18 protein-coding genes and 1 pseudogene are annotated in these 15,827 nt (G+C 37.3%); 15 read left to right on the top strand and 4 right to left on the bottom strand.

The window, feature by feature from the left end; all coding sequences use genetic code 11:
- The first annotated feature begins 44 nt into the window (after positions 1-44).
- Positions 45-497, top strand: coding sequence for a YlbF/YmcA family competence regulator (locus RGF10_RS18565; protein ID WP_318504918.1), 453 nt, complete (start codon positions 45-47; stop codon positions 495-497).
- 65 nt (positions 498-562) lie between these two features.
- Positions 563-838 carry a YlbG family protein gene (locus tag RGF10_RS18560; RefSeq protein WP_318504917.1) on the top strand — a complete coding sequence of 92 codons (276 nt, stop codon included), beginning with the start codon at positions 563-565 and terminating at the stop codon, positions 836-838.
- A 57-nt stretch (positions 839-895) separates the two neighbouring features.
- Here RGF10_RS18560 and RGF10_RS18555 read toward each other — a convergent pair whose 3' ends face one another.
- Entirely contained in the window at positions 896-1,294 is a 399-nt protein-coding gene (locus RGF10_RS18555; RefSeq protein WP_318504916.1) for a DUF7147 family protein, read from the bottom strand.
- A gap of 385 nt (positions 1,295-1,679) precedes the next feature.
- Between RGF10_RS18555 and rsmD the strand changes: the two genes are divergently transcribed.
- Both rsmD and coaD read left to right on the top strand, forming a co-directional pair.
- Positions 1,680-2,240: a 16S rRNA (guanine(966)-N(2))-methyltransferase RsmD gene (gene rsmD / locus RGF10_RS18550; protein ID WP_318504915.1), complete on the top strand. Its 561-nt coding sequence runs from the start codon at positions 1,680-1,682 to the stop codon at positions 2,238-2,240.
- A 12-nt stretch (positions 2,241-2,252) separates the two neighbouring features.
- Positions 2,253-2,747, top strand: coding sequence for a pantetheine-phosphate adenylyltransferase (coaD, locus tag RGF10_RS18545; RefSeq protein WP_318504914.1), 495 nt, complete (start codon positions 2,253-2,255; stop codon positions 2,745-2,747).
- Positions 2,748-2,789: 42 nt separating this feature from the next.
- Here the strand turns inward: coaD and ylbJ are convergent, their stop codons facing one another.
- Positions 2,790-4,007: a sporulation integral membrane protein YlbJ gene (gene ylbJ, locus RGF10_RS18540; RefSeq protein ID WP_318504913.1), complete on the bottom strand. Its 1,218-nt coding sequence runs from the start codon at positions 4,005-4,007 to the stop codon at positions 2,790-2,792.
- A gap of 289 nt (positions 4,008-4,296) precedes the next feature.
- On the opposite strand from ylbJ, the gene RGF10_RS18535 reads away from it, so the two are divergent.
- Entirely contained in the window at positions 4,297-5,088 is a 792-nt protein-coding gene (locus tag RGF10_RS18535) for a patatin-like phospholipase family protein (RefSeq protein WP_318504912.1), read from the top strand.
- Entirely contained in the window at positions 5,085-6,107 is a 1,023-nt protein-coding gene (locus RGF10_RS18530; RefSeq protein ID WP_318504911.1) for a SepM family pheromone-processing serine protease, read from the top strand. The genes RGF10_RS18535 and RGF10_RS18530 overlap by 4 nt, the downstream gene beginning before the upstream one ends.
- 17 nt (positions 6,108-6,124) lie before the next feature.
- On the opposite strand, the gene RGF10_RS18525 is transcribed toward RGF10_RS18530, so the two are convergent.
- Entirely contained in the window at positions 6,125-7,348 is a 1,224-nt protein-coding gene (locus RGF10_RS18525; RefSeq protein ID WP_318504910.1) for a nucleotidyltransferase, read from the bottom strand.
- A 346-nt stretch (positions 7,349-7,694) separates the two neighbouring features.
- Between RGF10_RS18525 and RGF10_RS18520 the strand changes: the two genes are divergently transcribed.
- The 4 genes and pseudogenes from RGF10_RS18520 (at position 7,695) to RGF10_RS18505 (ending at position 10,131) form a co-directional block, all read left to right on the top strand.
- Positions 7,695-8,222 carry a YceD family protein gene (locus RGF10_RS18520; RefSeq protein ID WP_318504909.1) on the top strand — a complete coding sequence of 176 codons (528 nt, stop codon included), beginning with the start codon at positions 7,695-7,697 and terminating at the stop codon, positions 8,220-8,222.
- 84 nt (positions 8,223-8,306) lie between these two features.
- Positions 8,307-8,480: a 50S ribosomal protein L32 gene (gene rpmF, locus RGF10_RS18515; RefSeq protein ID WP_071395445.1), complete on the top strand. Its 174-nt coding sequence runs from the start codon at positions 8,307-8,309 to the stop codon at positions 8,478-8,480.
- Between the two features lie 193 nt (positions 8,481-8,673).
- Positions 8,674-9,436, top strand: a pseudogene (locus RGF10_RS18510) (enoyl-CoA hydratase/isomerase family protein).
- A gap of 68 nt (positions 9,437-9,504) precedes the next feature.
- Positions 9,505-10,131, top strand: coding sequence for an RsfA family transcriptional regulator (locus tag RGF10_RS18505; protein ID WP_318504908.1), 627 nt, complete (start codon positions 9,505-9,507; stop codon positions 10,129-10,131).
- A 100-nt stretch (positions 10,132-10,231) separates the two neighbouring features.
- Here RGF10_RS18505 and RGF10_RS18500 read toward each other — a convergent pair whose 3' ends face one another.
- The gene (locus tag RGF10_RS18500; RefSeq protein ID WP_318504907.1) at positions 10,232-10,705 is read right to left on the bottom strand and encodes an N-acetyltransferase; all 474 of its coding nucleotides are present in this window, start codon (positions 10,703-10,705) and stop codon (positions 10,232-10,234) included.
- Between the two features lie 296 nt (positions 10,706-11,001).
- Here RGF10_RS18500 and RGF10_RS18495 point away from each other — a divergent pair, with 296 nt between their 5' ends.
- The 5 genes from RGF10_RS18495 to rsmH all read left to right on the top strand — a co-directional run bounded on the left by RGF10_RS18495 (position 11,002) and on the right by rsmH (position 15,814).
- The gene (locus tag RGF10_RS18495; protein ID WP_318504906.1) at positions 11,002-11,907 is read left to right on the top strand and encodes a 2-dehydropantoate 2-reductase; all 906 of its coding nucleotides are present in this window, start codon (positions 11,002-11,004) and stop codon (positions 11,905-11,907) included.
- A complete protein-coding gene (locus RGF10_RS18490; RefSeq protein WP_318504905.1) occupies positions 11,908-12,291 on the top strand; it encodes a DUF3397 domain-containing protein in 384 nt (127 codons plus the stop codon).
- Between the two features lie 106 nt (positions 12,292-12,397).
- Positions 12,398-14,032 (top strand): bacillithiol biosynthesis cysteine-adding enzyme BshC, encoded by a 1,635-nt coding sequence (bshC, locus tag RGF10_RS18485; protein WP_318504904.1) that lies wholly within the window; start codon positions 12,398-12,400, stop codon positions 14,030-14,032.
- A 371-nt stretch (positions 14,033-14,403) separates the two neighbouring features.
- Entirely contained in the window at positions 14,404-14,835 is a 432-nt protein-coding gene (gene mraZ, locus RGF10_RS18480; RefSeq protein ID WP_318504903.1) for a division/cell wall cluster transcriptional repressor MraZ, read from the top strand.
- A 43-nt stretch (positions 14,836-14,878) separates the two neighbouring features.
- Positions 14,879-15,814 carry a 16S rRNA (cytosine(1402)-N(4))-methyltransferase RsmH gene (rsmH, locus tag RGF10_RS18475; protein ID WP_318504902.1) on the top strand — a complete coding sequence of 312 codons (936 nt, stop codon included), beginning with the start codon at positions 14,879-14,881 and terminating at the stop codon, positions 15,812-15,814.
- Positions 15,815-15,827 lie beyond the last annotated feature (13 nt).

The following is a 15,827-nucleotide window of genomic DNA, read 5'->3' as shown; positions in this document are numbered from 1 at the left end:
TTCCTTTTATATTCATGATAAAATATGAAACGGAGGTGAGCGACTTGCTTGCTACTATTGAAAGAATACAACTATTAGATAAGACCGACCTGCTTACCGAAATGATCCTACAGTCTGATATTGCCGAACATTATCGTCAATGTTTTTTTAATATGAAGAACAACAATGAATCACAGCGCAAAATAAAAGAATTCATTAATCTAAAAGAACAATACGAGGAAGTTCAAAGATTTGGTAAGTACCATCCAAACTTTAAGCCTGTTAGGAGTAAGATTCGAGAGGTAAAAAGGGAAATGGACTTAGATCCTCTTGTTGCAGCATTTAAACTTGCAGAAAATGACCTGCAAGCACTTTTAGATGAAATTAGTACGATCATTGGGCATTCAGTTTCAAAATATATAAAAGTTCCAACAGGGAACCCATATTTTGATACACTCTCAAGCTGTGGAAGTGGCGGATGTGGTACAGGCGGAAGCTGTGGCTGTTCTACAAGGTAAATCTTAATTGCTAGGATTGTATAATTTGTGCTATCCTATAGAAAATATTTTAAGGGGAATTTTGCATGTTCGGTTCGCGACAGGGAATAATCGTGTGGCTTTATTCATTAAAACAGGCGAAAATGTTAAGAAGATTTGGAAATGTTCACTTTGTTTCAAAAAAACTAAAATATGTAGTCCTCTATTGTAATCAAGAAGATGCAGAAGATTTAATAGGGAAATTACAATCATATTCCTTCGTTAAAAAAGTTGAACCATCGTATAAACCTTTCTTGCGAATGGAGTTTGAAAATGCAAAGCCAGATAAAGCCAAGGAATATGATTATAAAATGGGTATTTAGTAAAACAAGGTGAGGGGTTTTCTCACCTTGTTTTTTTTATCAAATGATCTTTTGGTGTCACCAACTACTAGACAATACGGGTAGGTATCGATTCATTCTTAAAATTCCGATTAAGTATTGATAATATAATTCCTTGTCAGCAAATTCGTTGGAAGGTTTAACAACTAGCTCAATAATTTCCTTTTGCTGATCAGCTGCTGCTTTTGAGAAAAGTTCAAACCGTTTATTTGGCTTTACATTGGGATTCGGGATCCCCTCACGGCAAAGATATAATGGCTGGAAGTTGCCCGGTTGTGTCGGGTGTAAAATAACGGCAAGCGATGTAACCTCTTTTCCATTTTTCACTGAATGGAAAGCGAGCATCCTTGCTAAACGATGTTGATTGGACCGAACAATTTCAATTAATTCATATAGGTCAGAATACCCTTCTCCTAATTCGATAAATCTTTGTATCATATTAGCCCTCCAAAACTCATAATGGTCGATAATAATGTATCACGACCTTATCGAAAATTGAAGAAAAATGGTAGGGGATTTAATGCAAATAAAAAACCCTGCATTTACATGCAGGGTCCTTCTATATCCTAATTAATAGGATAGAAGGCAAAGGGAGAGGAGAAACCGGAGGAAGAACTTATGGGGAAACGTAAGTCTTCTCCGCGGTTGGCAACAACATCCTCGATTAGATGCTGTTAACTACATTATTTCCACAATAATCGGCATTATACCTCACTTTGATATATTTATTTTGATCTTAAATTTTGATTGATATTGGAATGAAAAGGTTTTGTATGATAGGATAGAAAAAAATTGAATTAAGATAAGTTGTGGTGAGTTCTAGATGAGAGTCGTATCAGGAATTTGTAAAGGGAAAAGTCTAAAGGCTGTTCCGGGCAATTCTACAAGGCCAACAACAGATAAGGTGAAAGAGGCAATTTTTAATATTATTGGTCCTTATTTTTCCGGTGGAATTGGTCTAGATTTATTTGCTGGAAGCGGTGGATTAGGTATCGAAGCCATTAGCAGAGGTCTCGATCAGGTCATATTTGTTGACAGAGAAGGCAAAGCCATTCAAACTATAAAGGAAAATATTGTCGCTTGCGGATTGGAAAAGCATGCAGAAATTTATCGAAACGATGCCAGCCGCGCTTTAAAGGCAATTGTAAAAAGAGAGCTTAAGTTTGATGTTATATTTTTGGATCCCCCATATAAAAAACAGCAGCTTCTCGATGTCTTAACGGATATGGATCGACATCAATTAGTTGAAAATAAGGGGGTCATTGTTTGCGAACATGGCCATGATGTGGAGCTGCCTGAACAAGTTGGCCATTTCATGGTAATTAAAAGGGAACAATATGGGATCATTCATATTACAATTTTTCAAAATGATTTAGGGGAGTAAGGGGGTATCGTTGTGCCGTGTATCGCTGTATGTCCAGGAAGCTTCGATCCAATTACAAATGGACATTTAGACATTATTGTTCGGGGTGCAAAGATTTTTGATGAAATTTATGTAAGTGTGTTAAATAATTCAACTAAAACACCGTTATTTTCGGTGCAGGAACGAATTGAGTTAATAAAAGAAGTAACAAAGCATATTCCGAATGTAAAAGTTGATTCTTTTGATGGTCTCCTAGTTGATTATGCAAAAAGTGTTAATGCAAATGCGCTAATTCGCGGACTTCGTGCTGTATCAGATTTTGAATATGAAATGCAAAATGCTTCGATGAACCGAGTTTTAGATGATGCAGTGGAAACCTTTTTCATTATGACAAACAACCAATATTCTTTTTTGAGTTCAAGTATCGTGAAAGAAGTAGCAAAATATGGTGGGAATATTTCAGAACTCGTTCCACCAATCGTCGAAAACCAATTACATAATAAATTTGCTTTGCTCAGAAAAAAATAACAAGGAAAGGCTGACTCATTAGAGAGAGAAACTCTGCGTGAGTCAGCCTTTTTTATATTGATTTCTGGCATAAAGCACAATATAAATGACTAAAGACGTCAAGGTGAAGATTGGACCGATGTGGACCATCCAATCGAATGCTCTATTAAGGAAGTCGGCTTTACCGAACCAGCCTACCGGCAATGCATTCGATGGCTGTTCTGTTTGATAAAATTGTATATAGATTGGATTCCATAAAAGAAATGTAAACAAAGCTGCAAATAGTCCATGAAATATTCTCGCGACAAAAAATGGCTGAAATCGTATATCAGTTTGTGCTAATATACTCGCAACTTGTGCCTGAACACTAAAGCCACTAAATGCCAAGATAAAGCTTGTAAAGATGGTTTGCTGCAGGAGTGTGGCATCTTGTACCTGACTAGTTAGCTGGCTACCTAGCGTGATTTCAAATAACCCCGAAATGAATGGGATGCTTAATGAATCTGGAAAATGAAAAATCGGAAAGATAGTTTCTAGAAGCTTTGATAAATAGCCTGTAATTTGCAGGTGGAACAGAATCTTATTAATTACAGAAAATAAGATGATAAAACCACCAATCATCAACAAGGTTTGAACAGAGGATGTCACCGCATCACCTAGCAGTTTCCCAATCGGACGATTGTCTTTTATCCGCGTTTGATGGAGTTGGGAAAATGCGGCTCTAAGATTCGATTTTTTGGTTTGCTCTGTTTTTTTCATTTCCTCATTTTTCCCATAAAATCTCATCAAGATTCCCACGCAAATATTCCCTAAGTAATGAGATAAGGCTAAAATCACCCCGAGCTTTGGATTGTAAAAAAAACCAACAGACACAGCGCCAAAAATAAACAGAGGGTTGGAGGAATTCGTAAAGGAAACAAGTCTTTCCGCTTCAATTCGCGTTAGTTGTCCTTCTTGTCTTAGTCTAGCTGTAAGCTTTGCGCCAGCTGGGTAACCGGAAGCCATCCCCATTGCCCAAATAAATCCGCCAACACCTGGGACTCTAAAAATCGGTCTCATCAAAGGTTCTAATAATACTCCAATAAACCTCACAACGCCAAACCCAATTAGCATCTCAGAAACAACAAAAAATGGTAAGAGAGAAGGGAACACGATTTCCCACCACATATTCAGTCCCCTAATTGAGGCATCAACCGATTCTTGTGGAAAAGAAATGATTGAAACGGCCATAATTGTAACAGAGCTGGCAAGAAAGAGTGTCTTTATTTTAGAACGATACACCGACTGAGCCTCCTGTATGGATTATCACTAATTACTGTGCAATCATGATAAAACAGTGATAAAATAAAAAACACTATATGTCTTCATTGGCATAATGGTTATATAGGTTTATGTGATTGCTAACTTGTTTATCTGGTTGGTTTTCTATCACATAAAGCCAATTGTTTCTGCGTTGAATCTGAGGGGTGTCTTGTCCCCCTAACACAATATACTCATAGAAAAGTAATTTAGACCATAAGAATGAAACTGACATTACTAAATTACCTTACTTGAAAAGGAGGATATTTCTTTGCCGCGTCCGAAAATTGGTTTGGCACTCGGATCGGGTGGAGCAAGAGGATTCGCTCATTTGGGTGTTATAAAAGTACTCAAGGAAGAAGGAATCCCGATTGATTTTATTTCTGGAAGTAGCATGGGAGCATTGGTTGCCTGTTTTTATGCAGCAGGCTTAGATATGGATCAGCTTTATAAGCTTTCAACTGCTTTTAAACGTAAGTATTATCTGGATTTTACCGTTCCCAAAATGGGTTTTATTGCAGGAAAAAAGGTAAAAGATTTAATTCGAATTTTTACACATGGAAAAATGATTGAAGAATTAAATGTCCCCGTTGCGGTTGTTGCAACCGATTTAATGTCAGGAGAAAAGGTAGTCTTTAAAAAAGGGCCAATTGCCGAAGCTGTCCGAGCGAGTATCTCAATCCCTGGTGTTTTTGTACCTGGAAAAATAAATGGAAGACTCCTTGTTGACGGTGGGGTCGTCGATCGAATTCCTGTTTCGGTTGTCAAAGAGATGGGTGCGGAATTTATCATCGCAGTAGATGTGTCCCATGTAAAAACAAATACCGAAATCACCTCTGTATATGACGTGATTATGCAGAGTATCGATATCATGCAGATGGAGTTAGTGGACCATCGAATTATTGCATCTGATATCATGATTCGTCCTCATGTGGAAAAATATAATTCTAGAGCTTTTACCAATATCGAGGACATTATCTCGATTGGTGAAGAGGCAGCAAGAAAAAAGATTGATAAAATTAAAAGTACTATTGATACATGGAAGGGGACACAGAAAGAATGAGAAAGAACCGTTCGCTTCTTTTCCTCATCATTGCTGGACTGATTTTTGCCGCAAGCTCTTTTTATTATTTACCTTATTATGTTTCCAAACCTGGAATGGCAAAAGAGCTAGAACCGATTATCAAGGTTGAAAACGGCTATGATGGAGAAGGGAATTTCATGCTTACAACTATTCGAATGGGTAAAGCCAATATTTATAGCTATGCGATTGCTAAAATAAGTAAATATCAACACATTTATGCTATAGATGAGATACGTAGTAAGGATGAAAGTGATGAAGAATATAATGTTCGTCAGCTTCATATGATGGACAGCTCGAAAACAAATGCAATCGAGGTTGCATATGAAAAAGCAAGACTCCCAGTCAAATTTAAGTTTAAAGGGATTTATGTCCTTCATATCGTGCCTAAAATGCCTGCAGATGGGACATTGAAGCCGGGAGATCGAATTACAAAAATTGATGGGGATGAATTCAAATCTATTACTCAATTTACCGATTATATTAATTCAAAAAAAGCAGGCGATAAAATATCTGTCACCTATGAACGAGATGACGAAACCAAAACTGTGTCGCTTGCAATTCAACCCTTCCAAGAGGATAAAAGTAAGCTTGGCATTGGGATTGGTTTAGTCGAGGATAAAGAAATTGTAGTCAAACCAGCGGTTCATATCGATACCGAGGAAATTGGCGGTCCTTCTGCCGGTCTAATGTTCACCCTGGAAATCTACGATCAACTAACGAAAACAGATTTAACCAAAGGCTATCAGATTGCTGGTACCTGGACTATTTCACCAGATGGAACAGTTGGTAGAATAGGCGGGATTGAACAAAAAATCGTCGCTGCGGACAAAGCTGGAGCTGAAATCTTCTTTGCACCTAATGAAGAAGGTGCTTCGGATTCAAACTATAAAGAAGCCTCGAAAACAGCAAAGGATATTGATACGAACATGAAAATTGTCCCGGTAGATACTTTTGAGGACGCGGTTGCTTATCTTAAGAAGCTGAAGGTAAAAAAATAAGCAAAAGAGGAACGGACTCATATCCGTTCCTCTTTTGCTTGATAAATTGGTGTGGCGGTGAAATCTTGATATAATTCCTGTTTTTCAGAAGGTATTGCCATCTGATACAGTTTCGATGCTCGGATGTCGAGTGCGATGTCAGCCCCCTTATAAGCAGACAGCTTCGAAACAATGGGGATTGTGATCTGTTTTTTATTTTCGCTTAAATACTGTCTCCCTTTTTCACTCATCCCGAGTAAACGTAAATAGGGAACGTGTTTGTCCGTAACATCCATTTCACTTTTCTTTGCATTCGTTAAAATGTGAAGACAAATTCTTTGAATTCTGGTCCAGGTGTACCGCTTCGTTTTAATTCTCATCATAAAATCATTAAAGGAATCGGCATCACTGACATGTGCTAACAGGCGATTTTCAATCCCTTCCTCGACCTCATAAATGGCTTTTAACTCCTCAGGACTACTTGATAGGAGTCTGTATTTCAATAATTGCCAGTATTGTTCCCAATGATGGAAGGTTCCGTACTGCTCAATGTATTGAAGCAGTAGTTTATAAGTGGTTTTCGGAACATAATTCAGGATCTCTGCAATTTGTTTATTTTTTGAAAATAAAGCCGATCGAATACTCGTCGCACTTGCAATGGTGCTCGAGGCAAAATGGTCATCGTGATAACCTGCACTCTGTCTTTGCACTGTAATCATCTGAAGCGGCTTTTTAAGCCTTCTGGCGGCTTTTATATATTGATAACCTAAAATATTGTTTGGCTGAGATAAGTCGATCATTGAATCAGCTGGACCTAAATCTAAAAAGGACAAGGAAAGAGCTTTCGGATAGCTAACTCCGTTTTGCATATGCTGTTTTATTTTACTTTGAAAAATGTGCTCATGGTCGTTAAGGAATTCGTATGTATATTCAAAGGCTTTGATGTTTCCTGATTCACTTCCAAAACAAACAGACTCACACCCTGCTGACTGGAGCAATGATACACCACCAAAGGCAAATATTTCAGCTTGCTGGGTAGCATATTGGTATGGGAGTTCAAAAACGAGATCAACTCCAGCCTCCATTGCCATTTTCGCTCTGGTCCATTTTGAGACGAGAGCTGGCTCCCCTCGTTGGAGGAAATTTCCGCTCATTGCCGCAATTACTACGTCTGCTCCAGAGGCGTTTTTTGCTCCTTCTAAATGAAGCGCATGGCCATTATGAAACGGATTGTATTCAACGATGACGCCTACTGCTTTCATATGACGCCTCCTTTTTTCCCTTTACCTTAAACGATTACACATGTTGATTTCAAGTTTTTTTGATTATTTCTTCAGGAATGGTTACAATGGTAAAATGAATAAAAATTTAACAACGTAAAAACAAGAGCAAGCCGCTTCCGCTTTTCATTGTCCAGCTACAGCGGCTAGAGGCTCGGGGTCATAAGTCAATCCAGCCAGAAGGTCAAAGAGCGACCTTCCGTCCGGCTCGCCTTATGCCTGTCGCCTCTGAGCAAGCCGCTTCCGCTTTTCTTACTGTAAAGAAAATATATTGACAATTTTTTGTGTGGAAGCTATAATTACTTTTGTTGCCTTGAGGTGATTCAATTTGAAATGGACAATTAGTCAGTTACAAAAATATCGAAACAAGGATCTTCCGATTGATGAAACGATACAAGTTGATGATTTGAGCAAAGTAGATCCATCGATTCGATCTGTTTCACCAATGCATATAACCGGACGAGTTGATATAAGTTCGACCAAAGTGACTTTTCATTTAAAGTTAAAAGGTCATTTGATCCTTCCTTGTTCTCGGACGTTAGTTGATGTGAATTATCCAATTAGTGTTGAAACAATGGAAACCTTCCTGTTGAATCCTTCAGATTTTGGAGAAGAAGAGGAAGTGCATCAAGTTAAAGGTGACGTGATTGACCTAATGCCGGTCATTCAAGAAATTCTTTTGCTTGAAGTTCCAATGCAAGTATTTTGCGATGACGTAAAAACTGGCGAAGGTGCTCCTCAGTCAGGGAAGGATTGGGAAGTGCTACAAGAACAGGATCAAACAAAAAAAGTAGATCCCCGACTTGCTGGACTTGCTAAATTTTTTGACCAAAATGATTCATCTTCTGAATCATAATCAGAAGAAACCAAAAGAAACATGAAGATCTGAATCTATCTGAACTTCATATCATTCTTAATTGTCTTTAAGGAGGTGGGAAGAATGGCTGTACCTTTTAGAAGAACTTCTAAAACTGCGAAAAGAAAGCGCCGTACGCATTTCAAATTACAAGTTCCTGGTATGACAGAATGCCCGAACTGTGGTGAAATGAAACTTGCACACCGTGTATGTAAAGCGTGTGGAACATACAAAGGGAAAGAAGTAGTAAACGACTAATTTTCCTTAGATAAAAAGCACAAGGAGTGTTATTGCTCCTTGTGCTTTTGTCATTTTACGGGGGATGTTAAGACTCTTTTTCCTTGGTAAATGACCAAATTTGTTATTTTTCCACAAAAAACTCTAGAAATGATTGAAAAATTGTCGGATTATTTTTACAATTATAGAAAAGCTGAATTTTTGGGGGATTAAAATGAACAACGCATACACAATCGAAGAAACAAACCATGGTTTTCTATTATTTACAATTAATAGACCTGGAGAAACGCAATGCCATAAACTATGACATTATGGAAGGGCTTGAAATTGTAATTGAAAGAATGAAAAATACTGAACACAAAGCACTGATTATTACAGGTGCAGGTGATAAAGCTTTTTGTTCAGGTGGAGATTTATCAGTTTTCCATACTTTAAAAACCGAGGATCAAGCTTATGGCATGCTTTCGAAAATGTCAAAGGTACTTGTGGATTTGTTAATGCTTCCTAAGCCAACGATTGCCCTTATTAATGGGACAGCAATGGGGGGAGGCTGTGAGCTTGCGACTGCATGTGATTTCCGTTTGGCCAAGGCAGGTGCAAAAGCTGGTTTTGTACAGGGAACCCAAGCCATTACCACTGGCTGGGGTGGAGGAACAATGCTTTTTGAAAAAATCGCTACATCAAACGCGATGAAGTTATTAATGGAAGCGAAAATGGTGGAAGTGGAAAAGTTAGTAGAACTAGGTTTCATAGATGCAGTTTTTGAAGGAGATTTGTTGGAAAATGCGGTTGAGTATCTAAAAAATATTCTAGCGATTGAAGCTAGCGTTTTAGAGGCTTATAAAACAATGTTGATTCGAAAATGGGCCCAATCTGGCTTGCCAGCCCGAATTGAGGAAGAGGTTCGTACGAATTCTCGTCTATGGGAATCAGAAGCTCATCATAATGTTGTGAATAACTTTTTATCTAAAAAGTAAATTTGGTTTTGCAGTCTATCTTTTCTAGTGAATGCATATGTATGAATAAAAACACTAGGAGGGATACGATGCCAACAACACGTCAAGATGCCTGGACTCACGATGAAGATCTCTTGCTTGCAGAAGTCGTGTTACGCCACATTAGAGATGGCGGTACACAGCTTCAAGCTTTTGAGGAGGTTGGTCGACAATTGTCAAGAACCGCTGCGGCTTGTGGCTTCCGCTGGAATTCATATGTGCGAAAACAATATAAATCAGGAATAGAATTGGCGAAAAAGCAGCGGAAAGAGGTAAAAAAACCAATAGGTCATGATTTTGATGATAATATGATCGAAATTGTCGAAGAGGCCAGAGCGCAAATGATCGATCATGATGGTCAACAAACTCTCTCTTTTGTTACAGTAGTCGATTTCTTGAAAGGGCTTTATGAGAAAGCAGAAAAACACAAAGATCAAAGTGTTAATCTCGATCAATATAAAGGAAAGATAAAAGCTTTAGAAAAGCAAGCAAGAGATTTAACGTCAGAAAATGAAAAATTAACGAAGGAACTCAAAATGATTGAGGAAGACTATCGAGCGTTAATTGAGATAATGGAACGAGCAAGGAAAATGGTTGTTTTGCAGGAAGAAGACAGGCAACAAAAGGTGAAATTCCAGATGGATAAAAATGGAAATCTAGAACGGATTGAGAAATAAAGAAAAGCGGACGATCATCTGTCCGCTTTTTTTAGTATTAATTGAAGAAGCCCTTCTTTTGAATCTTAATTATAGCTGGAGGTCAATAATATTTTTTTGATTAAACTATTTTTTCTTCAAATCCAGTAGGGAACCAAATGAGTGGATTTTCGCCAAGGTCACGACTGGTTTCATATCGAACTGGATAAAAGCCTATTTTCTCCCAAAATTCTTTCGATTTCACGCGTGGGTTTGTTTTAATAGGGAGGCCGAAGCTTTTCGCGAATTGAACTAAAGCTGTGCCTAAACCCTTTCCTTGGTAATCTGATAATACTTCCAGCTTCCATAACTCTAGGTAGTCCTTGGGTGGGGTGAAATAACGATTATATTTTGCCTCGACTTGGTATAAGCTCATTCTCGCCACGAGTTTATCGGCAAAATAGATTCCGTAAAAGGGTGAAGCGCTATCATTTTCTGTGATATTTGTTTCTAAATCCTCAACCATTGATAGCTCTTGGAGACCGTATTCTTTGAACTTTTTAAATTCCTCTAAAGTTTTGTAGTTAACCCGTAATTTTTCAACTTTTACATCCACTTCGTTTCCTCCAATATCAATTAGTCCAAAACTTGTGAAAGCAACATATTAACAACTTACTTAGGTTTATTAACCTTATAAAATGATTATATAATAAAATGTTATAATTTTCTGCCTTTTTGCTTTAGGGATAGCGGTGTTGAAGTAATAGAATATATTATAGGACAACCCATTATAAGAGATCATTTAATATAAGTTAGGAAAAATAACCTCTTGAAAATTTTCATATTCGAAATGTTTTTTTATTCATTTGTTGTTACAATAAAATCTATCAAAGGTTAAAGAGGTTATTGTGTATGAATATTGGAATTATTGGTGGGGGATCCATTGGTCTTCTGTTCTCTTATTACCTTAGCCAGTCTGCCAACGTTACACTATATACTAGAACGGCGGAGCAAGCTAAAAAAATTAATGAAGAAGGTCTTTATTGTTATCAAAGGGAGCGGGTAATCCACACCCGAATTGCAGCTAAGCCATTTGAATTTTGGAAGGGACAGGAAGAAATTACGCTGGTTACTGTTAAGCAATATCAATTAGCGCAAGTGCTGGAGAATATAGCGAACCAGTCTAACCATAAGAGTAATAGTTGCTACTTATTTCTTCAAAATGGAATGGGGCATATCAGACCACTTAAAAAATTAACAAGTTACAATATATTTGTGGGATCGGTCGAACATGGTGCCTACCGAAATGGAGAAAATTCTGTTGTTCATAATGGGAATGGAGTAACGAGAATAGCATTACTTAATGGAGACAAAGCACTTTTGGATGACTTCATTACGCTAGGTTCGGATTCTTTCCCAATCGTCATTGAAGACAATTATGATGATATGTTAATAAAAAAGTTAATTGTTAATTCAATGATTAATCCACTTACTGCAATTTTAAAAGTACCAAACGGTGCTTTAATCAAAAATGAATCCTTCTATACCATATTGATGAATGTTTTTAAGGAATTGAAGTTAATATTGAACTTAGAAAATCCAGATGATGATTTTGCGCATGTCCTCGCAATTTGTGAAAAAACTGCCAACAATCGATCCTCGATGCTGAAAGATTTAGACCAAAATCAGGAGACCGAAATAGACGCGATTTTAGGGTATGTCCTTGAAGAAGCTGAATTAAAAGGAATGAAGGCACCTTTGATTAATATGCTTTATCTTCTAATTAAGGGGATAAGCAACCAAAAAGGAGCGGAATAAATGGGAGCTCTCATTTCAAATATAATAGCTGCTGTCATTACGATCCCGTTATTGGGCTATTTTCTAGTATTTATCATTAGTAAGCTGGTTCTTAAAAATCATCGTAAGGCGGTCCGTGTTGCGATTGATTTGAGTACATTGCTGTTGGTCATTTCTGTGCACCACTTAATTATCGTCATTTGGAATCATTCGTATCTTTGGGTACTATTGCTTTTGATGATATCGGTAGCAGTAGTTTTTGTGATCATTCATTGGAAAACAAAACAAGAGATATTATTTTTACCTGTTCTCAAAGGGGTATGGCGAATGAATTTTTTACTATTTTTAACGGCCTATTTGTTTTTAATTGCCTTTGGTTTAATTCAAAGACTGAGTAGTCTTTGATAAATTAATTAATAATTAGTTAGGCAAAGTTTTTTCCTTTTCAAATATGAAAATGCTATACTCTTTAAGGAATAACTATCGTTGATTAGAAAGGAAGTACAAATAAATGGAGATGTTAAATCTCTCGCTTCCGGCAAATAACCGGTTTGCAACTGATTATTTGGCACAAACGCCTGATATTATGAAGTTTTTTCATTATCGGTATCAAGAAGCAACAAATTATCGGGGTCGGCTAGAAGAACTGAATAAAAGAACATTTCAAAGAGGTGCTGTTGCGGATCATATTGAACGTTATATGGCCGATTTTCCATCATCTCAAGCTGTTGAGCAGTCTTTAGATAAACTTCGTGCTGCAGATAGCGTAGTAGTAATCGGTGGGCAGCAAGCTGGTGTGCTAACTGGTCCTCTATATACGATACATAAAGTCATTTCTACTATCGTTTTAGCCAAACAAAAGGAGGAAGAGTTGGGTGTACCAGTAGTGCCAGTTTTTTGGATTGCTGGTGAAGACCATGACTACCTTGAAGTCAATCATCTTTATACAGAGGTTAATCAAAAAATCGAAAAATCAACTTTTCCGCAAGTGGTATCGGATAAAAAAATGGTGTCTGATATTTTACTCGACCAGGAAAAATGCTTTATGTGGGTAAAAAAGATTATTGAATCATTCGGGGAGACAGAATATACGAATACGATTTTAGCTTTTACAGAACAAGCTGTACAACGCTCACGTTCCTTAGTTGATTTTTTTGCTCATATTATAATGGAAATGTTTAAGGATTTTGGACTATTAATCATAGACTCTGGAGATAAAAACCTTCGTATTCTAGAGCGAGACAGTTTCCTTTTACAAATTCGAGATCATCAAAAGATTACAGAGGCGGTTTTAAATCAGCAAGAAGAAATTCAGCAATTGGGCTTTGCAAACGCTCTTGAAATAAAAGAAAATGCAGCCAATCTGTTTTATTATGATGAGGAAACTAGCTCACGGATTTTGTTAGAGTATCATCCTAAAACCAAATTGTTTATTGGTAAGAACAGTTCGATTCAATTTACATATGAACAATTAGTCGAGCTTGCAAAAAATAAACCACAAAGTCTTAGTAATAATGTTGTAACACGGCCTTTAATGCAAGAGTGGTTATTTCCAACCTTAGCGTTTATTGCGGGTCCAGGTGAGATTGCTTATTGGAGTGAATTAAAACAAGTTTTTGAGCATTATGATATCAAAATGCCACCAATCGTCCCTAGATTGAATATTACTCTTTTAGAAAGGTCCGTTGATACTGACCTAAAGGAATTGGACTTCAGTTTAGAAGACGTATTGGTGAAGGGTGTTTCGGATTATAGAGAAAAGTTTCTTCTTTCAGTGAAGGACCCTGACTTAGATGAGTTATTTTTGCGTTTAAGGAACGATCTAACAGGCTATTATCAAACCATTGTTGAAAAAACAGAAGAAATTGATAAAGGGATGAACCCCTTAATCAAGAAGAATGAGGAATTGATTCAGAAGCAAGTTCGTTTTCTTGAAGATAAAATTATTGAATCGATTCACAGGAAGCATGTTGTTAACTTGCGGAAAATTGACCGTGTTGGCAATGCGTTAAGACCTAACGGCTCACCTCAGGAACGAGTGTTAAATCCATTTTATTTTTTAAATAAGTATGGATTTGAATTTATTCGCCAATTAGTTCAAATGGACTATCGATTTGATGGAAGTCACAAGGTGATTAAGCTATAACCAGGGAAGCTGACTCATATTTGAGGCAGCTTCTTTTTATTTCTGTGATAAAATACACAGTTTTCTGCCAATATTCGACAATATTGTGTCGGAGATGTCGAACTAATGTAAGTATAAATAACTATAGTGTTTTGATTTTATAAAACTCGGAGTTTTTCGATAAAATAATCCATTTGACCTAACTAATATAAACCTAGACAGGATAAGGCTTCGTCGAATTAAAGATTTCTTGTCGGACGAAAAAAATGTTCCGAAGGCAGAAAATTCTGATAAACAGAAGGGGAATCTCTAGCAATTAGAGAATACTAAAAATATGTGGTGAAAAGTGGGGGGATGTGGTAAATTTAGAAAGGAAAGTGGGGGTAGTGTATATGTTCATGGGGGAGTATCATCATACCGTTGATAACAAAGGCCGCTTAATTGTACCCGCTAAGTTTCGTGATGAACTGGGCGAGATGTTTGTTTTAACGCGTGGTCTAGATCAATGCTTGTTTGGATACCCACTCAATGAATGGAAGCTACTCGAGGAGAAGCTTAAAGGTCTTCCCTTAACAAAGAAGGACGCTCGTGCCTTTACGCGCTTTTTCTTTTCTGGTGCCACAGAATGTGAACTGGATAAACAAGGGAGAATCAATATCTCGGCCCCACTGCTTCAATATGCCAATTTAGAAAAAGAATGTGTCGTTCTTGGAGTTTCTAATCGAATTGAAATTTGGAGCAAGGAACTTTGGGAAGAATATTTCTTAAAGTCCGAAGAATCTTTTGCAGAAATTGCAGAAAATATGATTGGGTTTGATATTTAACCTCTCCGCGAAGGATTCATTAGAAAGGTGGAATAAGAATTACATGTTTGAACATACAACAGTGTTGCTGCATGAGGCAGTAGACGGATTGAATATCCAGCAAGATGGCATTTATGTGGATTGTACATTAGGTGGTGCAGGTCACAGTGAACTCATCCTTTCCAAATTATCGGATAAGGGTCGTTTGATTGCCTTTGATCAGGATGAAACTGCAATTGCCAATGCAAAAAAGAAGCTAGAGCAATATCAAGATAAAATTACGATTATTAAAAGTAACTTTTCAAACCTAAAAGAAGAATTATATGCAATAGGTGTTCATCATGTAGATGGGGTTTTGTATGATTTAGGTGTTTCTTCCCCACAATTAGATAATCCCGAACGAGGGTTTAGTTATCATCATGATGCCCCACTAGATATGCGAATGGACAAGCAGTCCTCCATTTCCGCCTACGATGTTGTCAACTCATGGCGATACGAAGATTTAGTCCGCATTTTCTTCCAATACGGTGAAGAAAAATTCTCAAAACAAATCGCTCGAAAAATTGAAGCAGCACGAGCCATTAAACCAATTGAAACGACGAATGAATTAGTAGAACTCATTAAAGATGCAATTCCAGCACCTGCAAGGAGAAAAGGTGGTCACCCTGCAAAAAGAGTTTTCCAAGCTATTCGAATTGCAGTGAATGATGAATTGGGCGTATTCGAAAAATCATTACAGGACGCAATGGATATATTAAATCCGGGTGGGAGAATCAGTGTCATTACTTTCCATTCTTTAGAGGATCGAATTTGCAAAGTTGCTTTTAAAAAGGCAAGTGAATTGCCACCGCTTCCTCCGGGTCTACCGATGATACCAAAAGAATACGAGCCAGATATGAAGCTTATTACGCGCAAACCGATTGTACCATCAGATGAGGAACTTGAATTAAATAATCGAGCAAGATCAGCTAAATTACGTGTCGCAGAAAGAAATAAATAGATAATATATTCGG

This window comes from Bacillus sp. T3, from assembly GCF_033449965.1.
GTDB lineage: Bacteria > Bacillota > Bacilli > Bacillales > Cytobacillaceae > Bacillus_BU.
Note: the sequence above shows the minus strand (reverse complement) of the source record. Positions and strands in the feature narration are given on the sequence as shown.

Excerpts from the sequence above, each read along its gene's own strand:
- RGF10_RS18560 (WP_318504917.1), top strand. The coding sequence starts at position 563 with ATGTTCGGTTCGCGACAGGGAATAATCGTGTGGCTTTATTCATTAAAA.
- RGF10_RS18555 (WP_318504916.1), bottom strand. The coding sequence starts at position 1,294 with ATGATACAAAGATTTATCGAATTAGGAGAAGGGTATTCTGACCTATAT.
- rsmD (WP_318504915.1), top strand. The coding sequence starts at position 1,680 with ATGAGAGTCGTATCAGGAATTTGTAAAGGGAAAAGTCTAAAGGCTGTT.
- RGF10_RS18530 (WP_318504911.1), top strand. The coding sequence starts at position 5,085 with ATGAGAAAGAACCGTTCGCTTCTTTTCCTCATCATTGCTGGACTGATT.
- RGF10_RS18525 (WP_318504910.1), bottom strand. The coding sequence starts at position 7,348 with ATGAAAGCAGTAGGCGTCATCGTTGAATACAATCCGTTTCATAATGGC.
- rpmF (WP_071395445.1), top strand. The coding sequence starts at position 8,307 with ATGGCTGTACCTTTTAGAAGAACTTCTAAAACTGCGAAAAGAAAGCGC.
- RGF10_RS18505 (WP_318504908.1), top strand. The coding sequence starts at position 9,505 with ATGCCAACAACACGTCAAGATGCCTGGACTCACGATGAAGATCTCTTG.
- RGF10_RS18495 (WP_318504906.1), top strand. The coding sequence starts at position 11,002 with ATGAATATTGGAATTATTGGTGGGGGATCCATTGGTCTTCTGTTCTCT.
- RGF10_RS18490 (WP_318504905.1), top strand. The coding sequence starts at position 11,908 with ATGGGAGCTCTCATTTCAAATATAATAGCTGCTGTCATTACGATCCCG.
- bshC (WP_318504904.1), top strand. The coding sequence starts at position 12,398 with ATGGAGATGTTAAATCTCTCGCTTCCGGCAAATAACCGGTTTGCAACT.
- mraZ (WP_318504903.1), top strand. The coding sequence starts at position 14,404 with ATGTTCATGGGGGAGTATCATCATACCGTTGATAACAAAGGCCGCTTA.
- rsmH (WP_318504902.1), top strand. The coding sequence starts at position 14,879 with ATGTTTGAACATACAACAGTGTTGCTGCATGAGGCAGTAGACGGATTG.